This window comes from Streptomyces sp. NBC_00425 (genome assembly GCF_036030735.1).
In the GTDB taxonomy this organism is placed as follows: Bacteria; Actinomycetota; Actinomycetes; order Streptomycetales; family Streptomycetaceae; genus Streptomyces.
Genome location: NZ_CP107928.1, coordinates 4922978 through 4942758, shown reverse-complemented (window position 1 = coordinate 4942758; position 19781 = coordinate 4922978). Strand labels below are relative to the sequence as shown.

Annotated in this window: 18 protein-coding genes and 1 tRNA gene; 10 read left to right on the top strand and 9 right to left on the bottom strand. The window is 70.0% G+C overall.

Annotated features, from left to right (window positions below):
• Positions 1–108: 108 nt before the first annotated feature.
• The gene (locus tag OHS82_RS21250) at positions 109–1614 is read left to right on the top strand and encodes a hypothetical protein (RefSeq protein ID WP_328434300.1); all 1506 of its coding nucleotides are present in this window, start codon (positions 109–111) and stop codon (positions 1612–1614) included.
• Here the strand turns inward: OHS82_RS21250 and OHS82_RS21245 are convergent.
• Together OHS82_RS21245 and OHS82_RS21240 are read right to left on the bottom strand one after the other, a co-directional pair.
• Complete coding sequence (locus OHS82_RS21245; RefSeq protein WP_328434299.1) at positions 1578–3272, bottom strand: protein kinase domain-containing protein; 1695 nt, start codon at positions 3270–3272, stop codon at positions 1578–1580. The two genes, OHS82_RS21250 and OHS82_RS21245, sit on opposite strands and share 37 nt — an antisense overlap.
• A 263-nt stretch (positions 3273–3535) precedes the next feature.
• Positions 3536–4084, bottom strand: a complete 549-nt coding sequence (locus OHS82_RS21240) for a helix-turn-helix domain-containing protein (RefSeq protein ID WP_057576656.1) — start codon at positions 4082–4084, stop codon at positions 3536–3538.
• A gap of 182 nt (positions 4085–4266) precedes the next feature.
• Between OHS82_RS21240 and OHS82_RS21235 the strand changes: the two genes are divergently transcribed.
• Positions 4267–4339, top strand: a tRNA-Ala gene (locus OHS82_RS21235).
• Positions 4340–4490: 151 nt separating this feature from the next.
• On the opposite strand, the gene OHS82_RS21230 is transcribed toward OHS82_RS21235, so the two are convergent.
• A complete protein-coding gene (locus OHS82_RS21230; protein WP_057576657.1) occupies positions 4491–5219 on the bottom strand; it encodes a DUF5324 family protein in 729 nt (242 codons plus the stop codon).
• Between the two features lie 484 nt (positions 5220–5703).
• On the opposite strand from OHS82_RS21230, the gene OHS82_RS21225 reads away from it, so the two are divergent.
• Both OHS82_RS21225 and OHS82_RS21220 read left to right on the top strand, forming a co-directional pair.
• On the top strand, positions 5704–6237 hold the full coding sequence (locus OHS82_RS21225) for a peptidylprolyl isomerase (protein WP_057576659.1): 534 nt from the start codon (positions 5704–5706) through the stop codon (positions 6235–6237).
• Between the two features lie 113 nt (positions 6238–6350).
• Positions 6351–7244, top strand: coding sequence for a rhomboid family intramembrane serine protease (locus OHS82_RS21220; RefSeq protein ID WP_328434298.1), 894 nt, complete (start codon positions 6351–6353; stop codon positions 7242–7244).
• Positions 7245–7510: 266 nt separating this feature from the next.
• Here the strand turns inward: OHS82_RS21220 and crgA are convergent, their stop codons facing one another.
• Positions 7511–7765: a cell division protein CrgA gene (gene crgA / locus OHS82_RS21215; protein WP_057576664.1), complete on the bottom strand. Its 255-nt coding sequence runs from the start codon at positions 7763–7765 to the stop codon at positions 7511–7513.
• Positions 7766–7905: 140 nt separating this feature from the next.
• On the opposite strand from crgA, the gene OHS82_RS21210 reads away from it, so the two are divergent.
• From OHS82_RS21210 to OHS82_RS21185, 6 genes are read left to right on the top strand one after another with little or no spacing between them, the layout of a single operon-like run.
• On the top strand, positions 7906–8793 hold the full coding sequence (locus OHS82_RS21210) for a DUF881 domain-containing protein (RefSeq protein ID WP_443041876.1): 888 nt from the start codon (positions 7906–7908) through the stop codon (positions 8791–8793).
• Positions 8794–8825: 32 nt separating this feature from the next.
• Entirely contained in the window at positions 8826–9509 is a 684-nt protein-coding gene (locus OHS82_RS21205; protein WP_057576718.1) for a class E sortase, read from the top strand.
• A 52-nt stretch (positions 9510–9561) separates the two neighbouring features.
• Complete coding sequence (locus tag OHS82_RS21200) at positions 9562–9723, top strand: hypothetical protein (protein ID WP_199863711.1); 162 nt, start codon at positions 9562–9564, stop codon at positions 9721–9723.
• Positions 9720–10358, top strand: coding sequence for an aminodeoxychorismate/anthranilate synthase component II (locus tag OHS82_RS21195; RefSeq protein ID WP_057576667.1), 639 nt, complete (start codon positions 9720–9722; stop codon positions 10356–10358). The genes OHS82_RS21200 and OHS82_RS21195 overlap by 4 nt, the downstream gene beginning before the upstream one ends.
• Positions 10355–11410 (top strand): class E sortase, encoded by a 1056-nt coding sequence (locus OHS82_RS21190; RefSeq protein WP_057576669.1) that lies wholly within the window; start codon positions 10355–10357, stop codon positions 11408–11410. Before OHS82_RS21195 ends, OHS82_RS21190 begins: the two co-directional genes overlap by 4 nt.
• A 52-nt stretch (positions 11411–11462) precedes the next feature.
• Entirely contained in the window at positions 11463–12236 is a 774-nt protein-coding gene (locus OHS82_RS21185) for a class E sortase (protein WP_079041079.1), read from the top strand.
• Positions 12237–12357: 121 nt separating this feature from the next.
• Here the strand turns inward: OHS82_RS21185 and OHS82_RS21180 are convergent, their stop codons facing one another.
• The 5 genes from OHS82_RS21180 to OHS82_RS21160 all read right to left on the bottom strand — a co-directional run bounded on the left by OHS82_RS21180 (position 12358) and on the right by OHS82_RS21160 (position 19643).
• Complete coding sequence (locus tag OHS82_RS21180) at positions 12358–12747, bottom strand: hypothetical protein (protein ID WP_057576671.1); 390 nt, start codon at positions 12745–12747, stop codon at positions 12358–12360.
• 197 nt (positions 12748–12944) lie between these two features.
• On the bottom strand, positions 12945–14948 hold the full coding sequence (pknB, locus tag OHS82_RS21175) for a Stk1 family PASTA domain-containing Ser/Thr kinase (RefSeq protein ID WP_057576673.1): 2004 nt from the start codon (positions 14946–14948) through the stop codon (positions 12945–12947).
• A gap of 169 nt (positions 14949–15117) precedes the next feature.
• Entirely contained in the window at positions 15118–16584 is a 1467-nt protein-coding gene (locus OHS82_RS21170) for a peptidoglycan D,D-transpeptidase FtsI family protein (RefSeq protein WP_057576674.1), read from the bottom strand.
• Positions 16581–18020 carry an FtsW/RodA/SpoVE family cell cycle protein gene (locus tag OHS82_RS21165; RefSeq protein ID WP_057576676.1) on the bottom strand — a complete coding sequence of 480 codons (1440 nt, stop codon included), beginning with the start codon at positions 18018–18020 and terminating at the stop codon, positions 16581–16583. The genes OHS82_RS21170 and OHS82_RS21165 overlap by 4 nt, the downstream gene beginning before the upstream one ends.
• 27 nt (positions 18021–18047) lie before the next feature.
• The gene (locus tag OHS82_RS21160; RefSeq protein ID WP_057576722.1) at positions 18048–19643 is read right to left on the bottom strand and encodes a Stp1/IreP family PP2C-type Ser/Thr phosphatase; all 1596 of its coding nucleotides are present in this window, start codon (positions 19641–19643) and stop codon (positions 18048–18050) included.
• Positions 19644–19781: the final 138 nt, after the last annotated feature.

Genomic DNA, 19781 nt, shown 5'->3' with positions numbered 1-19781 from the left:
GGTAGCCGAAGACGGTCTTTTCGGACGTCCGTACGCAATGCGCGGGTGCCACGCGCGCGTGCCGGGCAGGATGGCCCACGTTCGGTCCAAGGGGAGGGAGCGGCGTTGATGACCCGGCGTGCGGGGCGTGGAAGTGCCGGGACGGTCCGGTGGCGGCCCGCCGTGCGGGCCGCCGTGCGGACCGCCGTCGTGGGAGCGGTGCTGTGCGCGGCCCCGGCGGCGCTTCCCGGACCGGCTGCGACGACCGCGAGGGCTGCGACGAACGCGCCGGACGCGCCTGCGGCGCCGGACGCCCCGACCTACGCCTTCGCGGACGACGTCCGCTCCGCACCCGCGGCCACGGGCACCACCGGCGCCGTGGGCCTGGAACCCGGCGCGACCTACCGCAGCTCCCTCGAGAGCCGGGAGAAGGCCTACTACCGCCTGGAACTCGACGGCTCGGTCAACGCGTACGTCGCCGTCACGGCAGTGCCCCGCGCGGACACCGTCCTGTCCGTCGGCGACGGCATCAGCGTCTCCGTTCAGAACGCCGACGGCGCGTCCTGCTCCCGCGACACCGCGACCGTCGGGGCGTCCAAGAGCCCTCAGCCGATCACCGCGTGGGGCGCGCGCGAACTCCTCCCGGGCAGGGGGCTGTGCCAAAAGGCCGGGACGTACTACGTGGTCGTGGAGCGCACCGGCGTCCACCCGGACAACGGCAGCGGCAGCGGCAGTGGCAGTGGCAGCGATGGCGGCGGCATCGGCGCGGGCACCGGCGGTGAGGGGACGGGTTCCGCCGCCGTGCCCTGGGAGCTGGAGCTCGCCCCCGTCTCCGAGCCCGCCCTGCGGAAGGCGGCCGCCACGCGCGTGCCCGAGGCGTGGGACTCCGCGACGCCCACGCCACCCGTCGCCGAGCCGGTGGCAGTTCGGGGCGGAGCCGGCTTCACCCGGGCCACCGCCGTGCGGCAGGGCGTCTGGCGCGACGAGATCGTCCCCGGCCAGACCCTCTTCTACAAGGTGCCCGTGGACTGGGGCCGCCAGGTGTCCGCCGCGGTCGACCTGGGGAGCGCCGACAAGGACTCCGGCTATGTGGTCGACGCTCTGGACATGACGCTCTACAACCCGGTGCGAGCCGAGGTCAAGGGCACCGCCGCGGGGTACGGAGGCACCCAGAAGTCGACGGCGCTGCCCCCGCTCCCGCCGGTCGGGTACGCCAATCGCTTCGCCTCCGCCACTTCCACGAAGGCCCTGCGGTTCGCCGGCGCGTACTACCTCGTGGTGCACCTCGCGGCCCAGGTGGGCGACCGGTTCGGGGACGGCCCCTACGGGCTGACCCTGCGGGTCCGGGTCGGCGGCCGGACACAGGACGGGCCGGGGTACGCGTCGCGGTCGGCGCCGCGCGGGGTCTTCGACGTCGGCGCCCCGGACCCGGAGCCGGAGGCGGCCGGGAGGGCGAACACGGTCGACGTGTCGCGCAGCGGGACGCCGGGCGGTGACCCGGCGATGAAGGCGGTGGCGGTCGGCGGCATCGGCGCCGGCAGCCTGCTGCTCACGGTGCTCGGGGTCTGGACCCTGACCGCGCGGCGCCGGGCCGCGGCTCAGATGCGGGCCAGCGCCCAGAACCCCACCGCGTAACAGGCCAGCGCGAGCAGCAGCAGGGGCACCGCGACCTGCATCGGCGGCCCCGGTCGTCCCCGGCGGGCGGCGCGATGCCCCCGGCGCCCGGTCTGCGGCGAAGCCGCCTGCGCCGCAGGTGCGTGCTGCACATGGTGCGGGTGCTCCACGTGCTGGGGGTGCTGCGGGGTCCGGGAGTCCCGCGCGGTGTACGAGAGGGTCGAGGAGGTGTCGGCCCGCGGCTCGCGAGTGGGCAGGGCGAACGTGGTCTCGTACGCGGGTTGATACGTGGGCTGATGCGTGGGTTGATGCGTGGGCCGGTACGCAGGTCGGTACGAGGGCTGGTGGTACGCGGAGGCGGGGGAGACGGGCGGTGGCGTGTGGCCGGGAGGACGGGGCCCGGGGGACTGCGCGGACGTCTGATCGGACGTCGGCGCGGAGGGGAACGAGCCGGTCGTCGGCTGCGGAGGCGGCAGCGGGAAGCTGCCGGTGTCCGACATCGACGGCGAGTGCGACGGCGAGTGCGACGGGGTCGGGGTGGGCTCGGGAGCCGGGCCGGCCGCGGCAGCGGACCCCGGCACGTGCGAAGGATCCGGCACGTGCGAAGGACTCGGAACCTGCGGGGGACCGGGAAGGTGCGTGGGGCCGGGCGGCGGGGCGGCGGGGCGGGGCGGCGTCTGAGCAGGCGGGGTGGACGGCCGGGACGGCACCGACGCGGCGCTCGGGCGGGCGGTGTCCGGTGGGCCGGCGGTCCGGGACGCGGCGTTCTCGGGACGGGTGGTCGAGCCGTCGGACCGGGGCGCGGGACCTTCGGGACCGAACCCCTTGGGCAGCGGCCCGAGTTGGTCGAATATCTCGATCAGCTCGTCGTCCGGTCCCGGCTCCGGAAGGAGTTCGGCGGCCGCCGCGAGGGCCTTGCGAGCCCCCGTGGCCGTACGGAAGCGCGCCTGTGGGTCCGGCTGCAGGAGGGTGGCCACGACCTGCCACAGCGGCTCGGGGACGTTCTTGGGCGCGCCCGGCGTTCCGTGGTCCGCGAAGTACTCGACCAGGGCCTTGGCGTCCGGCTTGGCCCCTTCGAGCAGGTACAGCGCGACCAGTCCGACCGCGAACAGGTCGGCCGGGAAGTCCGGGTCGGCGCCCAGCATCTGCTCGGGTGCGAGGTAACCCGGCGTCCCCACCACGAGGTCGGTGTCGGTCAGCCGGGGCTCGCCCAGCCGCATCGCGATGCCGAAGTCGGAGAGTCTGAGGCGCGGCCGGGCCGTCCCGGTGGCCTCCAGCAGGATGTTGGCGGGCTTGATGTCGCGGTGCACGACGCCTTCCGCGTGGACCGCGGCGAGCCCGGAGAGGAGCTGGTCCAGGAGCGTGCACACGAACACCGGCGGCAGCGGCCCGTAGTCGCCGACCAGGTGGGCCAGCGAACCGCCGGCCACCAGGTCCATGGTGAACAGCACCTTGTCGTCGTCGGCCGCCCAGCTCGCGGGCGCGAGCACATGAGGATGGTCGATCCGCAGCGCCTGTTCGCGCACGAAGCGCAGCAGCGCGTGCGCGTCGCTCTGCTGGAGCACCTTGGCGGCGACGTAACGGCGGCGGCGATGGTCCCAGGCGCGCCAGACCGCGCCGACCCCTCCGCGGCCGATCGGGTCGGCCAGTTCGTACCGTGCGGCGAAGACCTCACCCATGGCAGTGCGTCGCTCCTCCCCCTCGCCCCTACGGGTTCTCCCCCTTGCTACCCCTGTGGCGGGCGATACGACCCCCGTGTCCCCCGTGGACTTCACGAGCCCCGTACGTCCCGCGTATGCCCCGTGCCCCCGTGCCCCCGTGCCCCCCGTCACGTGGTGCCGTTCCCGGTGCTTCCCGGTGCTGACCTGCAGTGTCGGCTGCCGCCCCCGCGAGCGGCCGACCTCCCGGCTGCCGAACCCCCTTCGGCTACCGGGGTCCGCGCTCAGCTCTGGTGGGACTGGTAGTGCGTCACGGCGTCGGAGGTGCGGCCGGCGCCGTACACCCGGAGGAACTCCGCGAGTTCGGGGTGGGTCGGGGCGAGCGTGTCGGCGGCGTCGATGATGTCGCCGGCGGCGGCCACCGAGCGCAGCAGCGACTGGATCTCGCGGACCACCCGCTTCACCGTGGGCGCCCCCGAACTGGTCGTCGACTGTGTGGCGTTGCTGAGCACCGATCCCCCCTGCGACCGTTTGATCTCGTCCATGCGCTCGGTCGCCTCGGCGGCGCTGACGCTGCCGTCCGCGACCTGTGCGGCCAACTCCTGGAGCAGCTGCACCCGCTGCACCACGGCCGGATTGCCGATCTTCGCCCGCTGACCGCTCATCAGCTGCGACAGCATCGGCGCCGACAGTCCCAACACCCCCGCGAGACGAGCCTGGTTGAGGCCAAGATCGTCGATGAGCTTACGGAAGAGCGCCCCCAGCGGCTCCCCGTACCAGTTCCGCTGCAGTTCCCGCGCTCTCGCGGTCGCTTCCTGCTGTGCGGCGTCCATTGCGTCTCCCCATCGCTTCCCCAGAAACCGCGGTTCGCTGTAGCGAACCACGTCCGAGCATCTTACGGAGAGTGGTCATCCGCGGGGACCCCCAATCTTTTTGGGAGATACCCCCCGTGACCCGGTACTCTGGTCTGCGGCGCCCGCCGGGACGAGCTCGATCCGGCCGGACGTCACTTTCCGGGGCCTTAGCTCAGTTGGTAGAGCGCTGTCTTTGCATGGCAGATGTCAGGGGTTCGACTCCCCTAGGCTCCACAACAAAGACCCCTCCCACCTGCGGTGACGCAGATGGGAGGGGTCTTTTGGCGTACTGGGGCGCGGTGCCGGGGCCGGGTGGCGACCGCCGGCCGGCCACCACCCGGTGGTCGGCCGGCGGTCGCCACCCGGCTACCGGACGGCGGTCCGCTCAGCTGCGGTCGTCGCGGTCAGCGGCTTCCTCCTCGGCCTGCTTGGCCTGGACCTCGGGGTCCAGAACGGCCGGATCGACACTGCCGTCCACCGAGGTCAGGGTGGTGCCCGAGGCGGGCACCTCCGTGGCCGCCGGCGGCTCGACGAGCCAGTCCGGGTTGGCCTGCTTGTCCCACCAGCGATAGGCCGCGTACGCGCCGCCGGCGACGGCGCCCAGCACGGCCAGCGCCTTGGCGAGCTTGCCCGCCCTGGCACGTCGCCGGTGCTTGCGCACCAGCTTCTCGATCTCCTTCGGCGTCACCTGACCGCGCAGGGCGGCCAGCGCGGCGGTGCCACGGGCGGCGGCTTCGTTCTTCACGGGGCCGGCCGCGGCGACCGCCTGTTCGATCTTCGGCCGGGAGTAGTCGGCCGCCTGCCGGGAGTAGTCGGCCGCCTGCCGGGCGGCCAGGCGGGTGCGGGCGGCCGCTTCGTGCGCGGCCAGGTCGACCTTCGGCGGGACGTGCGTCAGAGCCTGCTCCAGGCGCGGGGCGACGTGGGTGCCGTACTGCACGCGGGCCTGTTCTGCGGCCAGCGACACCTTGGGCGCGAGCCGTACACGGGCCTCCTGCGCGTAGAGCGCGGCCCGTTCCTTGGCCGTGTCGGCGTAGGGCGCCACCACTTCCGCGGCGTGCAGCACGCTTCCCTTCGCCGAGCCGGTCGCGGCGCGCACGCTGTCGATGCGGGTCACGGGTTCCTCCTCCTCGGTGGCGTACGGTATTTCGACTTTCCACCCTTTTACGGATCATGCCTGCCGAGTGCGATCGCGGCATGTGCGGGCGGGCATACGGGTGCCGATCACGTGCGATAGCTGACGTATTCAGGACACATTCGGGGCAATGGCAACAGAGGCTCGACAGGGCGACAAAACAGACGATGCCACGGATCGGCCCCGCTCGCCCCCGTCCCGGAGGACTCGGACGGGTTTTCCGTACCGGAAGCGTCGGTTGCGGACCGGACGGACCCGGACGGACCCGGACGGACCCGGGCCGGACCCGGACGGACACTCGAGACGGACGCCGATGGACCCCGATGGACCGTCCTGGGCACCGTGCGGACCAGGACGGCCCCGGGAGGACCCGGGAGGACCCGGGGTCGGCGGTTCGGCTTCCGCCGCCCCGGACCGTGCGAGGATCTGGGGGTCACAGGAAGACGACGGAAGGCAGATCAAGATCGTGGCCGAGCACCTGTACGCCACCCTGAAGACCAACCTCGGCGACGTCGAGATCCGGCTCTTCCCGGACCACGCCCCCAAGACGGTCAAGAACTTCGTGGAGCTCGCCACCGGCGAGCGCGAGTGGGTCAACCCCAAGACGGGCGTGAGGTCCTCGGCCAGGCTGTACGACGGCACCGTCTTCCACCGGGTGATCAGCGGATTCATGATCCAGGGCGGCGACCCGCTCGGCAACGGCACCGGCGACCCCGGCTACCAGTTCGCGGACGAGTTCCACCCGGAACTGCGATTCGACCGGCCCTACCTGCTGGCGATGGCCAACTCCGGCCCGGGCACCAACGGCTCGCAGTTCTTCATCACGGTCTCCCCGACGGCCTGGCTGACCCGCAAGCACACCATCTTCGGCGAGGTCACGGACGCGGCCAGCCAGAAGGTCGTCGACGCCATCGCGACGGTCCAGACCAACCCGCGCACCGAGCGTCCGCTGAAGGACATCGTGATCGACTCGGTCGTCGTGGAGCGCCGCACGACCTGAGTCCGGACGCGCGGTGGGCCTTCGGGAACCAAACGCCCTGCTGGTCCGTAAGGATGAGCAGGGCGGTTCCTCCACCTGCTCCGACGACTTCAGACCACCCACTGGGAGCCCACATGGACCAGGCGTCCGGCAGCCGGCAGGACGACGCGCACAGCGGCCTGCCCGTCTGCTACCGGCACCCCGACCGGGAGACCGGCGTGCGCTGCACCCGCTGCGAGCGCCCGATCTGCCCGGAGTGCATGGTCAGCGCCTCCGTCGGCTTCCAGTGCCCCCACTGCGTCCGGGAGGGCTCCGGCACCGGTCACGCCCCGAGCGCCTCGCAGCCCCGCACGATCGCGGGCGGCGCGGTGGCCGCCGACCCGCACCTGGTCACGAAGATCCTCATCGGCCTCAACCTGGCGATGTTCCTGGTCGTGCAGGTGCGTCCCTCGGTGCTGGAGAGCCTTGCGATCATCGGGCAGTGGCCGCCCGCACCCTTCCATCCGACCGAAGGTGTGGCCGAGGGCGAGTGGTACCGCCTCCTCACCTCGATGTTCACGCATGAGGCCATCTGGCATTTCGCCTTCAACATGCTCAGCCTGTGGTGGCTCGGCGGCCCCCTCGAACGGGCTCTGGGGCGGACGCGATACCTGGCGCTCTACTTCGTCTCGGGCCTCGCCGGTAGCGCCCTGGCCTATCTTCTCGCCTCGCCCGGTACTGCCACCTACGGCGCTTCCGGAGCCATCTACGGCCTCTTCGGAGCCACCGCGGTTCTGATGCGTCACCTGCGGTACGACATGCGACCGATCATCGCGCTGCTCGTGATCAACCTGATCTTCACCTTCAACCCTGGCATGAACCTCTCCTGGCAAGGGCACATCGGCGGTCTGGTCGCCGGCGTCGTTGTCGGCATCGCGATGGTGCACGCGCCGCGCGAGCGCCGCGCCCTCGTTCAGTTCGGGACGTGCGCGTTGATGCTGGGTGTGGTCCTCGTCGTCACCCTCCTGAGGACTGCACAGCTCACCTGAGCGCGCTGTTGTCCACAGTCTGTGGCGAATCTTGTGCACAAAGTGCGGGAACAGCTGCGCCCCCTGTCGTCGACCCGAGTTTCCGCAGGTCAGACAGGGGGCGAACAGCCTTTCGAGTGAAGGTGGCGGCCGGTAGTTACGTCACACCGGCGTCAACCTCCGAGAGGTTATCCACAGATCGTCGTTCTTTCCCCAAGTGTGGAAACCGCTGTGGATAACTCTGTGGAGAGCCGTGGGCAGAGCTGGTCGGGGCCTTGGAGCGCCCGTCACTTCCACTGCGTGGAGACGCCGAACCCGGCCGCGATGAACCCGAAGCCGACCACGATGTTCCAGTTGTTCAGCTGGTCGATGGGCAGCGTGCCGTCGGTGACGTAGAAGACGACGATCCAGGCGAGCCCGATGATGAACATGGCCAGCATCACCGGTGCGACCCAGGCCCGACTGTTCAGCTTGATCGCGGTCGCCTGCTTCGCCGGAGGCGGCGTGTAGTCGGCCTTCTTGCGGATACGTGACTTCGGCACGAGGGTCTCTCCTGTCGATGCGCTGCGTGGCCGCGCAGGTGCTGGGTCGGGCTCGGGGGCTGCGTACTAGGGGGCTGCTGGGCTCCCCCGGGCGTCCGTTAGCGTAGTGCTTCTACGGCGCTGAAGGAGATAAGGGTACGTTGAGCAATTCTGCCGACTCCCCCCGGACGGGATCAACGGGTTCCGCGCCCGATCCCGGACACGTTTCTCCATCGAATTCCCCGGCGGCCCCGGACGCGGCCGCTCCGCCTGCCTCGCCCCCTCCGTCCACCCCCTCACCCGGCCGCAGGGGCGGCTTCGGCGGCTTCCGCCCGGTGCGGCTGCTCACGATGGGCGTCTTCGCCCTCGCCGGCCTCCTCTTCTTCACCAGCTTCACCACCGCCAAGGGCACCAACATCCGCACGGACGCCTCCCTGCTGAAGCTGTCCGACCTCATCCAGGAGCGCAGCCAGAAGAACGGCGAGCTGGACGAGACCAACGGCGCCCTGCGTGACGACGTCGAATCGCTGGCCGAGGCCGACGACGGCAGCACCCAGGCCCAGGACGACAAGCTCGCCGGACTGGAGAAGAGCGCCGGCACCCAGAAACTCAAGGGCCGGGCGGTCACCGTCACGCTCAACGACGCCCCGCCGAACGCCACCGCCAAACTCCCCGGCTACCCGGAGCCGCAGCCGGACTACCTGGTCATCCACCAGCAGGACCTCCAGGCCGTGGTGAACGCGCTCTGGCAGGGCGGCGCCCAGGGCATCAAGGTCATGGACCAGCGGCTGATCTCCACCAGCGCCGTCCGCTGCGTCGGCAACACCCTGATCCTCCAGGGCCGCGTCTACTCCCCGCCGTACAAGATCCAGGCGGTGGGGGACCCGGAGAAGATGCAGCAGGCGCTCGCGGACTCCCCGGCGATCCAGAACTACATGGTCTACGTGAACGTCTACGGCCTCGGCTGGAAAGTCACCGAGGACGGGACGGTGACTCTGCCGGGCTACTCGGGCACAGTGGATCTGCACTACGCCAAGCCTGTGAAGTAGCGGAGCAGCGGCCCCGGGGGGCGCCTGTGTCGGTGCGGGTGATCGTCAGGACGTTCAGCGAGCTGTGCGTCACCGTGGGCGCCGTCATCGTCCTCTTCGTGGTCTACGTGCTGTTCTGGACCGGAGTGCGGGCCGACCGGGCCATGGACGACCAGATCGACGCCCTGCACGAGCAGTGGGACCGGCAGACCGCGGGACCCGCCCCGAGCGCGAGCCCCACCGGCGCCGCGCCGCAGCCGTCCTACCGCGGCGGCCGCCCCTTCGCGGTGATGTACATCCCGCGTCTTGGTTTCACGTGGAACAAGCCGGTCCTCGAGGGCACGTCGACCGGCACGCTCAAGAAGGGGCTCGGCCACTACGCGGGGACGGCCCGGCTAGGGCAGACCGGGAACTTCTCCGTCGCCGGCCACCGCCGCACCTACGGTGACCCGTTCAAGGACTTTCCCGAGCTCAGACGGGGTGACGCCGTGGTGCTCACGGACGGGACGACCTGGTTCACGTATCGGATCGACAAAGGGCCCTACAAAACAGTGCCCTCGGACGTCGAGGTGATCGACGCTGTGCCACGTAAGTCGGGGTACACGCGTCCGGGCCGGTACCTGACGTTGACCACGTGCGATCCCGAATGGGGCCACAGTCACCGGCTGATCGTCTGGGCGCACCTGGACTCCACACGGCCCGTGGAGGCAGGCGAACCGGAGGCTCTGCGCCGCTAGTCTGGTGGGGTACGGCGTGAGTCAGGTGCCGTGGTGCGAAGGAAGGGACGGCATGTACGGCTGGATCTGGCGGCATCTGCCGGGAAACGCGTGGCTGAAGGCGCTGATCTCGATCGTGCTGGTGATGGCCGTGGTGTACGCGCTCTTCCAGTACGTCTTTCCGTGGGCCGAACCGCTGCTTCCCTTCAACGATGTGACGGTGGACAACCAGTGAGCGCGCGCATTCTCGTCGTCGACAACTACGACAGCTTCGTCTTCAACCTGGTCCAGTACCTGTACCAGCTGGGCGCCGAGTGCGAGGTCCTGCGCAACGACGAGGTCTCCACGGCCCACGCGCAGGACGGCTTCGACGGCGTCCTGCTGTCCCCCGGGCCCGGCACGCCCGAGGAGGCGGGCGTCTGCGTCGACATGGTCCGCCACTGCGCGGACACCGGCGTCCCGGTCTTCGGCGTCTGTCTGGGCATGCAGTCGATGCAGGTGGCGTACGGCGGGGTCGTGGACCGCGCCCCGGAGCTCCTGCACGGCAAGACCTCGCCGGTGGAGCACGGGGGCAGGGGCGTCTTCGCCGGTCTGCCGTCGCCGTTCACCGCGACCCGCTACCACTCGCTGGCCGCCGAGCCGGGGACGGTTCCCGCCGAGCTCGAGGTCACCGCCCGCACCCACGACGGCATCATCATGGGCCTGCGTCACAGGGAACTGCCCGTCGAGGGCGTGCAGTTCCACCCGGAGTCGGTGCTGACCGAGCACGGGCACCGGATGTTGGCCAACTGGCTGGTGGAGTGCGGCGACGAGGGCGCGGTGGCGAGGTCGGCGGGGCTCGCCCCGGTGGTGGGCAGGGCCACGGCGTGACCGCGCTGCGGCCCGAGCGCGAGGATTCGTACGGCGCCGCGTCGTACGAGTCCTTCGGCGGTGAACCGTACGGCGCCGACCCCTACGCGGAGCAGGCGTACCGGCCGCCCGCCGACGAGGAGACGGTGGCGCTGCGGATACCGCCGTCGGCCGCGTTCGGCCGTGGGGCCGTACCCGCCTCTGGGGCCTCAGTCGGCGCTGTGGCCCCCGGAACCCCCGCGGGCGGCCGAGCGGCCCGCAGGAAGGCGGCCAAGGGGCGCCGTGGGCGTCATGGCGCCCCGGGTGAGGCGTCCGAGTCGTACAACGGGGCCGACGCGCCCGCGCAGGACGAGCGGCCGCTGTCGCGCGTCGAGGCGCGCCGCAGGGAACGGGCGCGCAAGCCGAGCCCGGCGGTGGTCGCCAGCCGGGCGATCGGCGAGGTGTTCATCACCACGGGCGTGCTGATGCTGCTGTTCGTGACCTACCAGCTGTGGTGGACGAACGTGCGGGCCCACGCGCAGGCGGACCGGGAGGCGAGCAGCCTCCAGGACGACTGGGCCAGCGGCAAGCGTGCTCCCGGTGCGTTCTCGCCGGGGCAGGGCTTCGCCATCCTGCACATCCCCAAGCTGGACGTGGTGGTGCCGATCGCCGAGGGCGTCAGCAACAAGAAGGTCCTCGACAAGGGCATGGTCGGCCACTACGGCGAGGCTCCGCTGGCGACGGCGATGCCCGACGCGAAGACCGGGAACTTCGGGCTCGCGGGCCACCGCAACACGCACGGCGAACCGTTCCGGTACATCAACAGGCTGCAGGCGGGCGACGCCATCGTCGTCGAGACGCAGAACGAGTACTTCGTCTACAAGATGACGTCGACGCTGCCGGTGACCGCGCCGAGCAACACGAGCGTCCTCGATCCGGTGCCGCCGGGCTCCGGGCTCACCGGGCCGGGCCGGTACATCACCCTCACCACCTGCACGCCGGAGTTCACCAGCAAGTACCGCTTGATCGTCTGGGGCAAGATGGTCGAGGAACGGCCGCGCAGCAAGGGCAAGCCGGATGCGCTCGTCGAATAGGCGTGCGGTCCTGTAGGCGTGCGGTCCGTAGGTGTGCAGCGAGTAGGGGCAGATGAACGTGGCAGCGACCACCGGCGACACCGAGCATGGCGACACCGAGCACGAACAGCACGCGCGCGTGGACGCGTCCGGGCCGGCGCCGCGGCGCAGGGGCGGGCGCGTCGCCCTGGCCGTGAGTGTCTTCGGGGAGCTCCTCATCACGGTCGGCCTGGTGCTCGGCCTGTTCGTCGTCTACTCCCTGTGGTGGACCAACGTGGTCGCCGACCGGCACGCGGACCGGCAGGGCGACCGGGTGCGCGACACCTGGGCGCAGGAGCCCACCGGCCCGGGGGCGCTGGACACCAAGGACGGCATCGGGTTCCTGCACGTCCCCGCGATGAGGAACGGGGAGGTGCTGGTCGCGAAGGGCACCTCGTCGAAGATCCTCAACGAGGGCGTCGCCGGCTACTACACGGACCCGAGCAAGGCGATGCTGCCGATGACGGGCAAGAAGGGCAACTTCACCCTCGCCGCCCACCGCGACGGCCACGGCGCGAAGTTCCACAACATCGACAAGCTGGAGAAGGGCGACCCGATCGTCTTCGAGACGAAGGACAAGTGGTACGTCTACAAGGTGTACGACATCCTCGACGAAACCTCGAAGTACAACGTGCAGGTCCTCGCCCAGGTCCCGAAGGAGTCGGGGAAGACGAAGGCCGGCCACTACATCACCCTGACGACCTGCACACCGGTGTACACGTCCCGGTACCGGTACGTGGTGTGGGGGGAGCTGGTACGGGTCGAGAACGTCGACGCGGACCGCACCCCGCCGAAGGAACTGGGCTGACAGTCCTCCTCGACGGCGATCCGCCGCCCGGCACGACGAAGGCCCGAAGCCGCGCGTGCTCCGCGCGGCTTCGGGCCCTTTCACGTGTGCGGCGGCTTCGGGCAGCAGCAGCCGCTGTCCGTCACCCCCAGTCGACGCAGGAGTTCAGCTTGGTGTCGCCTTCGAAGCGGGCCACCTCGGCCCCGATGTCGAAGATGCCGGAGCTGTCCGTTGCCGTGGTGGCGGCGTACTGGTGGTCTCCCTTGCCGCCCGCGGCCTTGTGCCACGGCCAGTAGTGGATCGTCCCGTCGTGCTGCTTGGACAGGAAACGGATCCGCGCGTGGTGGCCGTCCGCCAGTGTGTCCGTGATGTGCCATTCCAGCTTGAGCGTGCTCGTCGCACCCTTGAAGCTGGGGACGTAGGCGAAGCCGTCCGCGCCCGTCGTGGTGCAGCCCGGGCTGAAGGCGTTCGCCTGGGCGGGGCTCGTGGCCAGGGTTGTCACGAGCAGGGCAGTCGCGGCCACCCCGAGCATTTGGGCTGTCCTCTTCAACAATCTTCCCCCTTGCGGCATGTGTGAACTCGCCGTGCAGGCCCGTGAGTTGTGGTCATGGCCTCACATGCGGCGCGCTCTTTACATGAACATGCTAGTGCTTTGCGATCACCGGCGCACGGAAAAAGGTGCCGGCCCCGCTCACGCGGGGACCGGCACCTTGTCGCCTGCGGTGACCGTCAGTCCTCCGTGCGGGCCGAGGTTCCGGTGACGCCGCCGAAGAAGCCGCCGCCGCCGCCGTTGTTGTTGTCGCCGTTGTTGTTGCCGTTCTTGAAGGCGACCAGGTTGACCGTCTGCCCCTTGTTGACCGTGCTGCCGGGGGCCGGGTCGGAGTTGATGACCTGGGCGTCGTCGTCCTGTGAACCGGCGATGTTGCCGACGTTCAGGCCCGCGTCCCGCAGCGCCTTCTTGGCGTCCTTCAGGGACATGCCCTGGAGGTTGCCCGGCACCTGCGTCTGGGTGCTCTTGCCGATCTGGATCTGGACCTTGGAGCCCTTGTCGGCCTGGGAGCCGATCGACGGCACGGTCTGGATGACCTTGCCGACCTGGTTCTGGTCCTGGGTGTCGACCTCGACGCACTCGCCCTTGAGGCCGTTCTGGTCCATCTGGGCCTTGGCCTCGTCACAGCTCTTGTTGGAGACGTCCGGGACGGTGGACTTCTCCTGGGCCTTGGCGACGGTGAGGGTGATGGTGGCACCCTTCTCCACCTGTGCGCCGAGCTTGAGGTCCTGGTCCGTGACGGTGCCCGCCTCCTCGGTGGACACCTCTTCCTTCGTCTCGACGTTGAACTGGTACTGGTCGCTCTCCAGGAGCTTCTTCGCCTCGTCCACGCTCTTGCCGAGCACGGTCGGGACGACCACCTTCGGCGCACCGGTGGAGACGACGAGCTTGACGGTGTCGCCCTTGTTGACGTTCTTGCCGACCACCGGGTCCTGCGTGCAGATGCTGCCCTTGGGCTGGTTCTCGCAGGCGGCTTCGGTGCTCTCCACCTTCAGTTCCACGTTGTCGGCCATCGTCTTGGCGCTGGCCAGGGGCTGGCCGACGAAGTTCGGCACCGGGAACGGTTTGGCCGAGGCGCCGTCGCTGACCACCCACTTGCCGATCAGGACCGCGCCCACCAGTACCAGCACGGCGGCCACGACGAGCAGGATCGTCGAGGTGTTCGACTTCTTCTGGCGGCGCCGGTCCGGCCGGTCGTCGTAGCCGTAGCTGCCGTCGTCCGGGTTCATGGGCGGCAGCATCGACGTGGCGCCGGCGTCCGCCGAGCGCATCGCCGTCGTCGCGTGGTCGTCGCCGTACCCGCCGTAGCCGACCGAGCCCATCGCCGCCGTGGCCGCGACCGGCTGGCCGTCGAGGCAGGCCTCGATGTCCAGGCGCATCTCGTCGGCGGACTGGTAGCGGTAGTTCGGGTCCTTGACCAGCGCCCGCAGGACGATCGCGTCCATCTCGGGGGTGATCTCGGGGTCGAAGACGCTCGGCGGCTGCGGCTCCTCCCGGACGTGCTGGTAGGCCACCGCGACCGGGGAGTCCCCGACGAAGGGCGGCCGCACCGTCAGCAGCTCGTAGAGCAGACAGCCGGTGGAGTACAGGTCGGAGCGGGCGTCGACCTGCTCGCCCTTGGCCTGCTCCGGCGAGAGGTACTGCGCCGTGCCGATGACCGCCGACGTCTGCGTCATCGTCATGCCCGAGTCGCCCATGGCGCGGGCGATGCCGAAGTCCATGACCTTGACCTGGCCGTTGCGCGTCAGCATGACGTTCGCCGGCTTGATGTCGCGGTGGACGATGCCGGCTCTGTGCGAGTACTCCAGGGCCTGGAGGATGCCGATGGTCATCTCCAGCGTCCGCTCCGGCAGCAGCTTGCGGCCGGAGTGGAGCAGCTCGCGGAGCGTGGAGCCGTCGACGTACTCCATGACGATGTACGGGATGGACACTTCGCCGATGTAGTCCTCGCCCGTGTCGTACACCGCCACGATCGCGGGGTGGTTGAGCGAGGCGGCAGACTGGGCCTCCCGGCGGAACCGGGCCTGGAAGGAAGGGTCGCGCGCGAGGTCCGCGCGCAGCGTCTTCACCGCCACGGTGCGGCCGAGGCGGGTGTCATGCGCGAGGTAGACCTCGGCCATGCCACCACGGCCGAGCACGTGGCCCAGCTCGTACCGGCCGCCGAGGCGACGCGGCTCTTCCATAGCTACCTACCAGCCCTCTCCGTCGGTCCCGCCCGGCACACATGTGCGGACGGAGGCTGCCGTCCGGGCATACCGTACCCGGACGGAGCTGTGTGACCTGGCCAAGCCCGTCACCCGATACGAGACCGGTATCGCAACGTGCACCGATGTGTGAGCGACGTGATGGGGGTCACTTCTTGCTGCCGATGACTGCCTTCATCACGTCCCTTGCGATCGGGCCGGCGAGACCGCCGCCGGTGATGTCGCCGCGGTTGGCCGCGCCGTCCTCGACGACGACGGCGACCGCGACCGGCGCACTGCCGTCGGACAGCTTGGCGTACGAGATGAACCAGGCGTAAGGCTTCTCGCTGTTGTTGAGGCCGTGCTGGGCGGTACCGGTCTTGCCGCCGACCTTGACGCCGTCGATCTTGGCCTTGCCACCAGTGCCCAGCGGGTCCTCGACGACCGTCTCCATCATCTTCTGGAGGGCCTGCGCGGTCTTCGCCGAGACGGCCTGGGACAGCTGCTGCGGCTCCGTGGTCTCCAGCGGGTCCAGCTTCGCCCAGATCTGGTCCACCATGTACGGCTTCATCAGCTTGCCGTCGTTGGCGACCGCCGAGGCGACCATGGCCATCTGCAGCGGGGTGGCCCGGTTGGAGCCCTGGCCGATGCCGTCCAGCGCGTTCTGCGGGGCGTTGTCCTTGGGGTAGATCGACTCGGCGGCGCGCACCGGGGTGTCCAGTTCGGCCTCGTTGAAGCCGAACTTGGTCGCCTGGTCGATCATCTTCTCGTTGCCGACGTTGTCGGCCATCTTCGCGAAGACGGTGTTGCAGGACACCATGAGCGCATAGCGCAGGGTGGCGTTCTTGCACTCGCCGTGCTCGTTGGTGAGCTTGTTCGAGGACTGCGGCAGCGGGAACGGGTCCGGGGTGTCGGTCTTGTCGTCGATGCCCGAGGCCTCGCCGTTCTCCAGCGCCGCGGCGGCCGTGACCACCTTGAACGTGGAACCGGGCGGGTAGGTCTCACGCAGCGCGCGGTTGAGCATCGGGTCGTCGCGGTCGTTCTTCTTCTGGACCTTGTTCCACTCCTCGGCGTCCTTGTTCGAGGATCCGGCGAACTTCGAGGGGTCGTACGACGGCGTCGAGACCAGCGCGAGGATCTTGCCGGTGGACGGCTCGATCGCGGCGACCGCGCCCTTCTTGTCGCCCAGGCCCTGGTAGGCGGCCTTCTGCGCGGCGGCGTTGAGGGTGGTGACGACGCTGCCGCCCTCCTTCTCCTTGCCCGTGATCATGTCCAGGGTATTGCGGAAGAACAGCCGGTCGTCGTTGCCGCTGAGGATGCCGTCCTCCAGCTTCTCCAGCTGGTTGGCGCCGAAGGCCTGCGAGGAGTACCCGGTGACCGGCGCCCACATCGGGCCGTTGGTCCAGGTGCGCTTGTACTTGTAGTCGCCGGTGGTCTCCACCGAACCGGTGATCGCCTTGCCGTCGACGATGATGTCGCCGCGCGGGGTGGCGTACCGCGTGATGTTGACGCGGCGGTTCTTGGTGTCGCTCGCGAGGCTGTCCGCCTTGACGTACTGCAGGTAGTTGTCCCGCAGCAGCAGGGTGAGGACCAGCAGGCCGCAGAAGATAGCGATCCGGCGCAGGGGCTTGTTCATGACGGGCGGACCACCTGGGTCATCTCGGCGTCGGGGGTGGAGGCGGGCGCGGGCGCCGGACGGCGCGCGGTGTCGCTGATCCTGATCAGGATGCCGATCAGGGCCCAGTTGGCGATGACGGACGAACCGCCGTACGCGAGGAACGGCATCGTCATACCGGTCAGCGGGATGAGCCCCATCACACCGCCGGCCACGACGAACACCTGCAGGGCGAACGCGCCGGAGAGACCGATGGCGAGCAGCTTGCCGAACGGGTCACGGGCGGCGAGGGCGGTGCGCACGCCGCGCTCGGCGATCAGGCCGTACAGCAGCAGGAGCGCCATGATGCCGGCCAGGCCGAGCTCCTCGCCGAAGGTGGCGAGGATGAAGTCGGAGTTGGCGGCGAACTTGATCAGCTCGGAGTGGCCCTGACCCCAGCCGGTGCCGAGGGTGCCGCCGGAGCCGAACGCCCACAGTGCCTGCATGGCCTGCTCGGAGTGGCCGCCGATACCCGCCTGGGAGAGCTTGTACTCCTTCATCGGGTCGAGCCAGGCCTGCACACGCTGCTGGACGTGGCTCTCGAACTGGGCCACGCCGACCGCGCCGACCGCGGACATCAGCAGACCGAAGACGATCCAGCTGGTCCGCTCGGTGGCGACGTACAGCATGATCACGAACATGCCGAAGAACAGCAGCGAAGTGCCGAGGTCCGTCTCGAAGACCAGGATCAGGATCGAGATGAACCAGACGACGATGATCGGGCCGAGGTCGCGGCCGCGCGGCAGGTACAGGCCGAGGACGCGGCGGCTGGCCAGGGCGAGCGCGTCGCGCTTCACCATCAGATAGCCGGCGAAGAAGATCGCCAGCACGATCTTGGCGAACTCACCGGGCTGGATGGAGAAACCGGCCACCGAGATCCAGATCTTGGCGCCGTAGATGTTCTGCCCGAGGCCCGGCACGAGCGGCAGCAGCAGCAGGAAGATCGCGCCGACCATGGAGATGTAGGTGTAACGCTGCAGGACGCGGTGGTCCTTGAGGAAGATCAGTACCACGATGAACAGGGCGATGCCCAGGGCCGTGTACAGCAGCTGCCGTGGCGCGGCCGTGCCGGCCTGGTGGGCCTGCTGGAGGTACTTGGACTGGTCGAGCCGCCAGATGGCGACCAGCCCCAGCCCGTTCAGCAGCGTCGCCAGCGGCAGCAGCAGCGGGTCGGCGTACGGCGCGAACTTGCGGACGACGAGATGCGCGACGCCGGCCAGCAGACCGAGGCCGAGCCCGTAGCTCAGCAGCCCGGACGGCACCTGCTCGTTGATCGCCAGGCCCACGTTGGCATAGGCGAACACCGGGATGACGACGGCGAACACCAGCAGCGCGAGCTCGGTGTTGCGCCGGCTCGGTGTGCCGATCGAGCCGATCGTGGACGTGTGGTGCGTCGGCGAGTTGGTAGTACTGCTCATCGTGTGACGGGGCCTCTCACGGCTTGCCTACTGCTCACCGCACCGCGAGACGACCTTCTGCTCCTCCTCCGAAAGGCTCGGACCGGGGGTGGGAGTGGGGGTCGCGGGTACGGACGGGGACGCGGTTGCCGAGGGGCTCGGCGATGCCTTGGACGTGAGGGAGACGGACGTGGTTCCCGTGGTGCCGCCGCCCTGGCCCTCAGCGGTCTTCGAACCGTTCTTGGAACCGGTCGTCGCGCCGGTCTTGGAACCGTTCTTGGAACCGGTCTTCGAGGAGGTCTGCGAACCGGTGGCGCCCGCGGCGGTGCCACCCGCCTGCTTCCTGCACGCGGAAGCCTGGACGGCCAGCTCGTCGATCTTCTTCTGGGCGTTCGGGAGGCTGCCCTCGGCGATCGTCGCCTCCACCAGCTTCTGCTGGTACTGCGGGAGGTACTTGAGTTCGATCTCGGGGTGGTCTTTCTCCACCTTCGACAACGACACCCACGCCAGGTCCTGGCTGATGCCCCGGTACAGGGCGACGTGCTCGCCGCTGGTGCCGACGTAGTACTGCGTCTGCGTCCAGCGGTAGCCGCCGTACAGGCCGCCGCCGATGACGGCGAGCGCGAGCACCCCGTAGAAGGATCTCTTCAGCCACCGGCGGCCCTTGCGCGGCTTGACGAAGTCGTCGTCGGTGTAGTCGGCGAAGCCGTCGGTGGGGATGAAGCCCGTGATGTCGCCGCCGGAGCCGGGCGGACCGAACTGGCCGCCTCCGCCGTGGCCCTGCTGCCTGCGACCGAGCCCGGAGGCGCGGCCCGCCGGGGTCTGCATGATGCCGTTGTCGTGCAGCTGGAGCTGGTTCTCGGCGACCGCGCCGACCACGACGGGGACGTCGGACAGCTGCCCGGCGAGGGTGTCGCCGGTGTCCAGGTCGAGGACGTCGGCGACGATCACCGTGATGTTGTCGGGGCCCCCGCCGCGCAGCGCGAGCTGGATCAGCTCCTGCACGGTCTCCTGCGGGCCCTGGTAGCTGGCGAGGGTGTCCTCGAGCGTCTGGTGGGACACCACGCCGGACAGGCCGTCGGAGCAGATCAGATAGCGGTCGCCGGCCCGCACCTCGCGGATCGACAGGTCGGGCTCCACGTGCTCACCGCTGCCCAGCGCCCGCATCAGCAGCGACCGCTGGGGGTGGGTGGTGGCCTCTTCCTCGGTGATGCGGCCCTCGTCGACCAGGCGCTGCACCCAGGTGTGGTCCTGTGTGATCTGCGTCAGCACGCCGTCCCGCAGCAGGTACGCGCGCGAGTCGCCGACGTGCACGAGACCGAGACGCTGGCCCGTCCACAGCAGCGCGGTGAGGGTGGTGCCCATGCCCTCGAGCTGAGGGTCCTCCTCGACCAGCGAGCGCAGCTGGTCGTTGGCCCGCTGGACGGCCGTGCCGAGCGAGGTCAGGACGTCGGAACCGGGCACGTCGTCGTCGAGGGCGACGATGGTGGAGATGGCCTCCGAGGAGGCGACCTCACCGGCGGCGGCGCCACCCATGCCGTCGGCGATGGCGAGCAGGCGCGGACCGGCGTAACCGGAATCCTCGTTGCCCTCCCGGATCATGCCCTTGTGCGATCCGGCGGCGAAACGCAGTGACAGACTCATGCGCACCTCGCCCGTCGGCTCCGGGTACAGCCGGTCGTGTCGAGCCACACTGCCCACCCTCCGGTCGGGAGCACACCGGGGCCCTGAGTGCCGGCCGCCGCCGTGTGCTCGCTCCGCTCGCGCTCACTCATGATGCAG

What these genes read in the sequence shown, in the direction of transcription:
- OHS82_RS21250 (WP_328434300.1), top strand. Translation starts at nt 109, where the DNA reads ATGACCCGGCGTGCGGGGCGTGGAAGTGCCGGGACGGTCCGGTGGCGG.
- OHS82_RS21245 (WP_328434299.1), bottom strand. Translation starts at nt 3,272, where the DNA reads ATGGGTGAGGTCTTCGCCGCACGGTACGAACTGGCCGACCCGATCGGC.
- OHS82_RS21240 (WP_057576656.1), bottom strand. Translation starts at nt 4,084, where the DNA reads ATGGACGCCGCACAGCAGGAAGCGACCGCGAGAGCGCGGGAACTGCAG.
- OHS82_RS21220 (WP_328434298.1), top strand. Translation starts at nt 6,351, where the DNA reads ATGGACCAGGCGTCCGGCAGCCGGCAGGACGACGCGCACAGCGGCCTG.
- OHS82_RS21200 (WP_199863711.1), top strand. Translation starts at nt 9,562, where the DNA reads ATGTACGGCTGGATCTGGCGGCATCTGCCGGGAAACGCGTGGCTGAAG.
- OHS82_RS21185 (WP_079041079.1), top strand. Translation starts at nt 11,463, where the DNA reads ATGAACGTGGCAGCGACCACCGGCGACACCGAGCATGGCGACACCGAG.
- OHS82_RS21180 (WP_057576671.1), bottom strand. Translation starts at nt 12,747, where the DNA reads ATGCTCGGGGTGGCCGCGACTGCCCTGCTCGTGACAACCCTGGCCACG.
- pknB (WP_057576673.1), bottom strand. Translation starts at nt 14,948, where the DNA reads ATGGAAGAGCCGCGTCGCCTCGGCGGCCGGTACGAGCTGGGCCACGTG.
- OHS82_RS21170 (WP_057576674.1), bottom strand. Translation starts at nt 16,584, where the DNA reads ATGAACAAGCCCCTGCGCCGGATCGCTATCTTCTGCGGCCTGCTGGTC.
- OHS82_RS21165 (WP_057576676.1), bottom strand. Translation starts at nt 18,020, where the DNA reads ATGAGCAGTACTACCAACTCGCCGACGCACCACACGTCCACGATCGGC.
- OHS82_RS21160 (WP_057576722.1), bottom strand. Translation starts at nt 19,643, where the DNA reads ATGAGTCTGTCACTGCGTTTCGCCGCCGGATCGCACAAGGGCATGATC.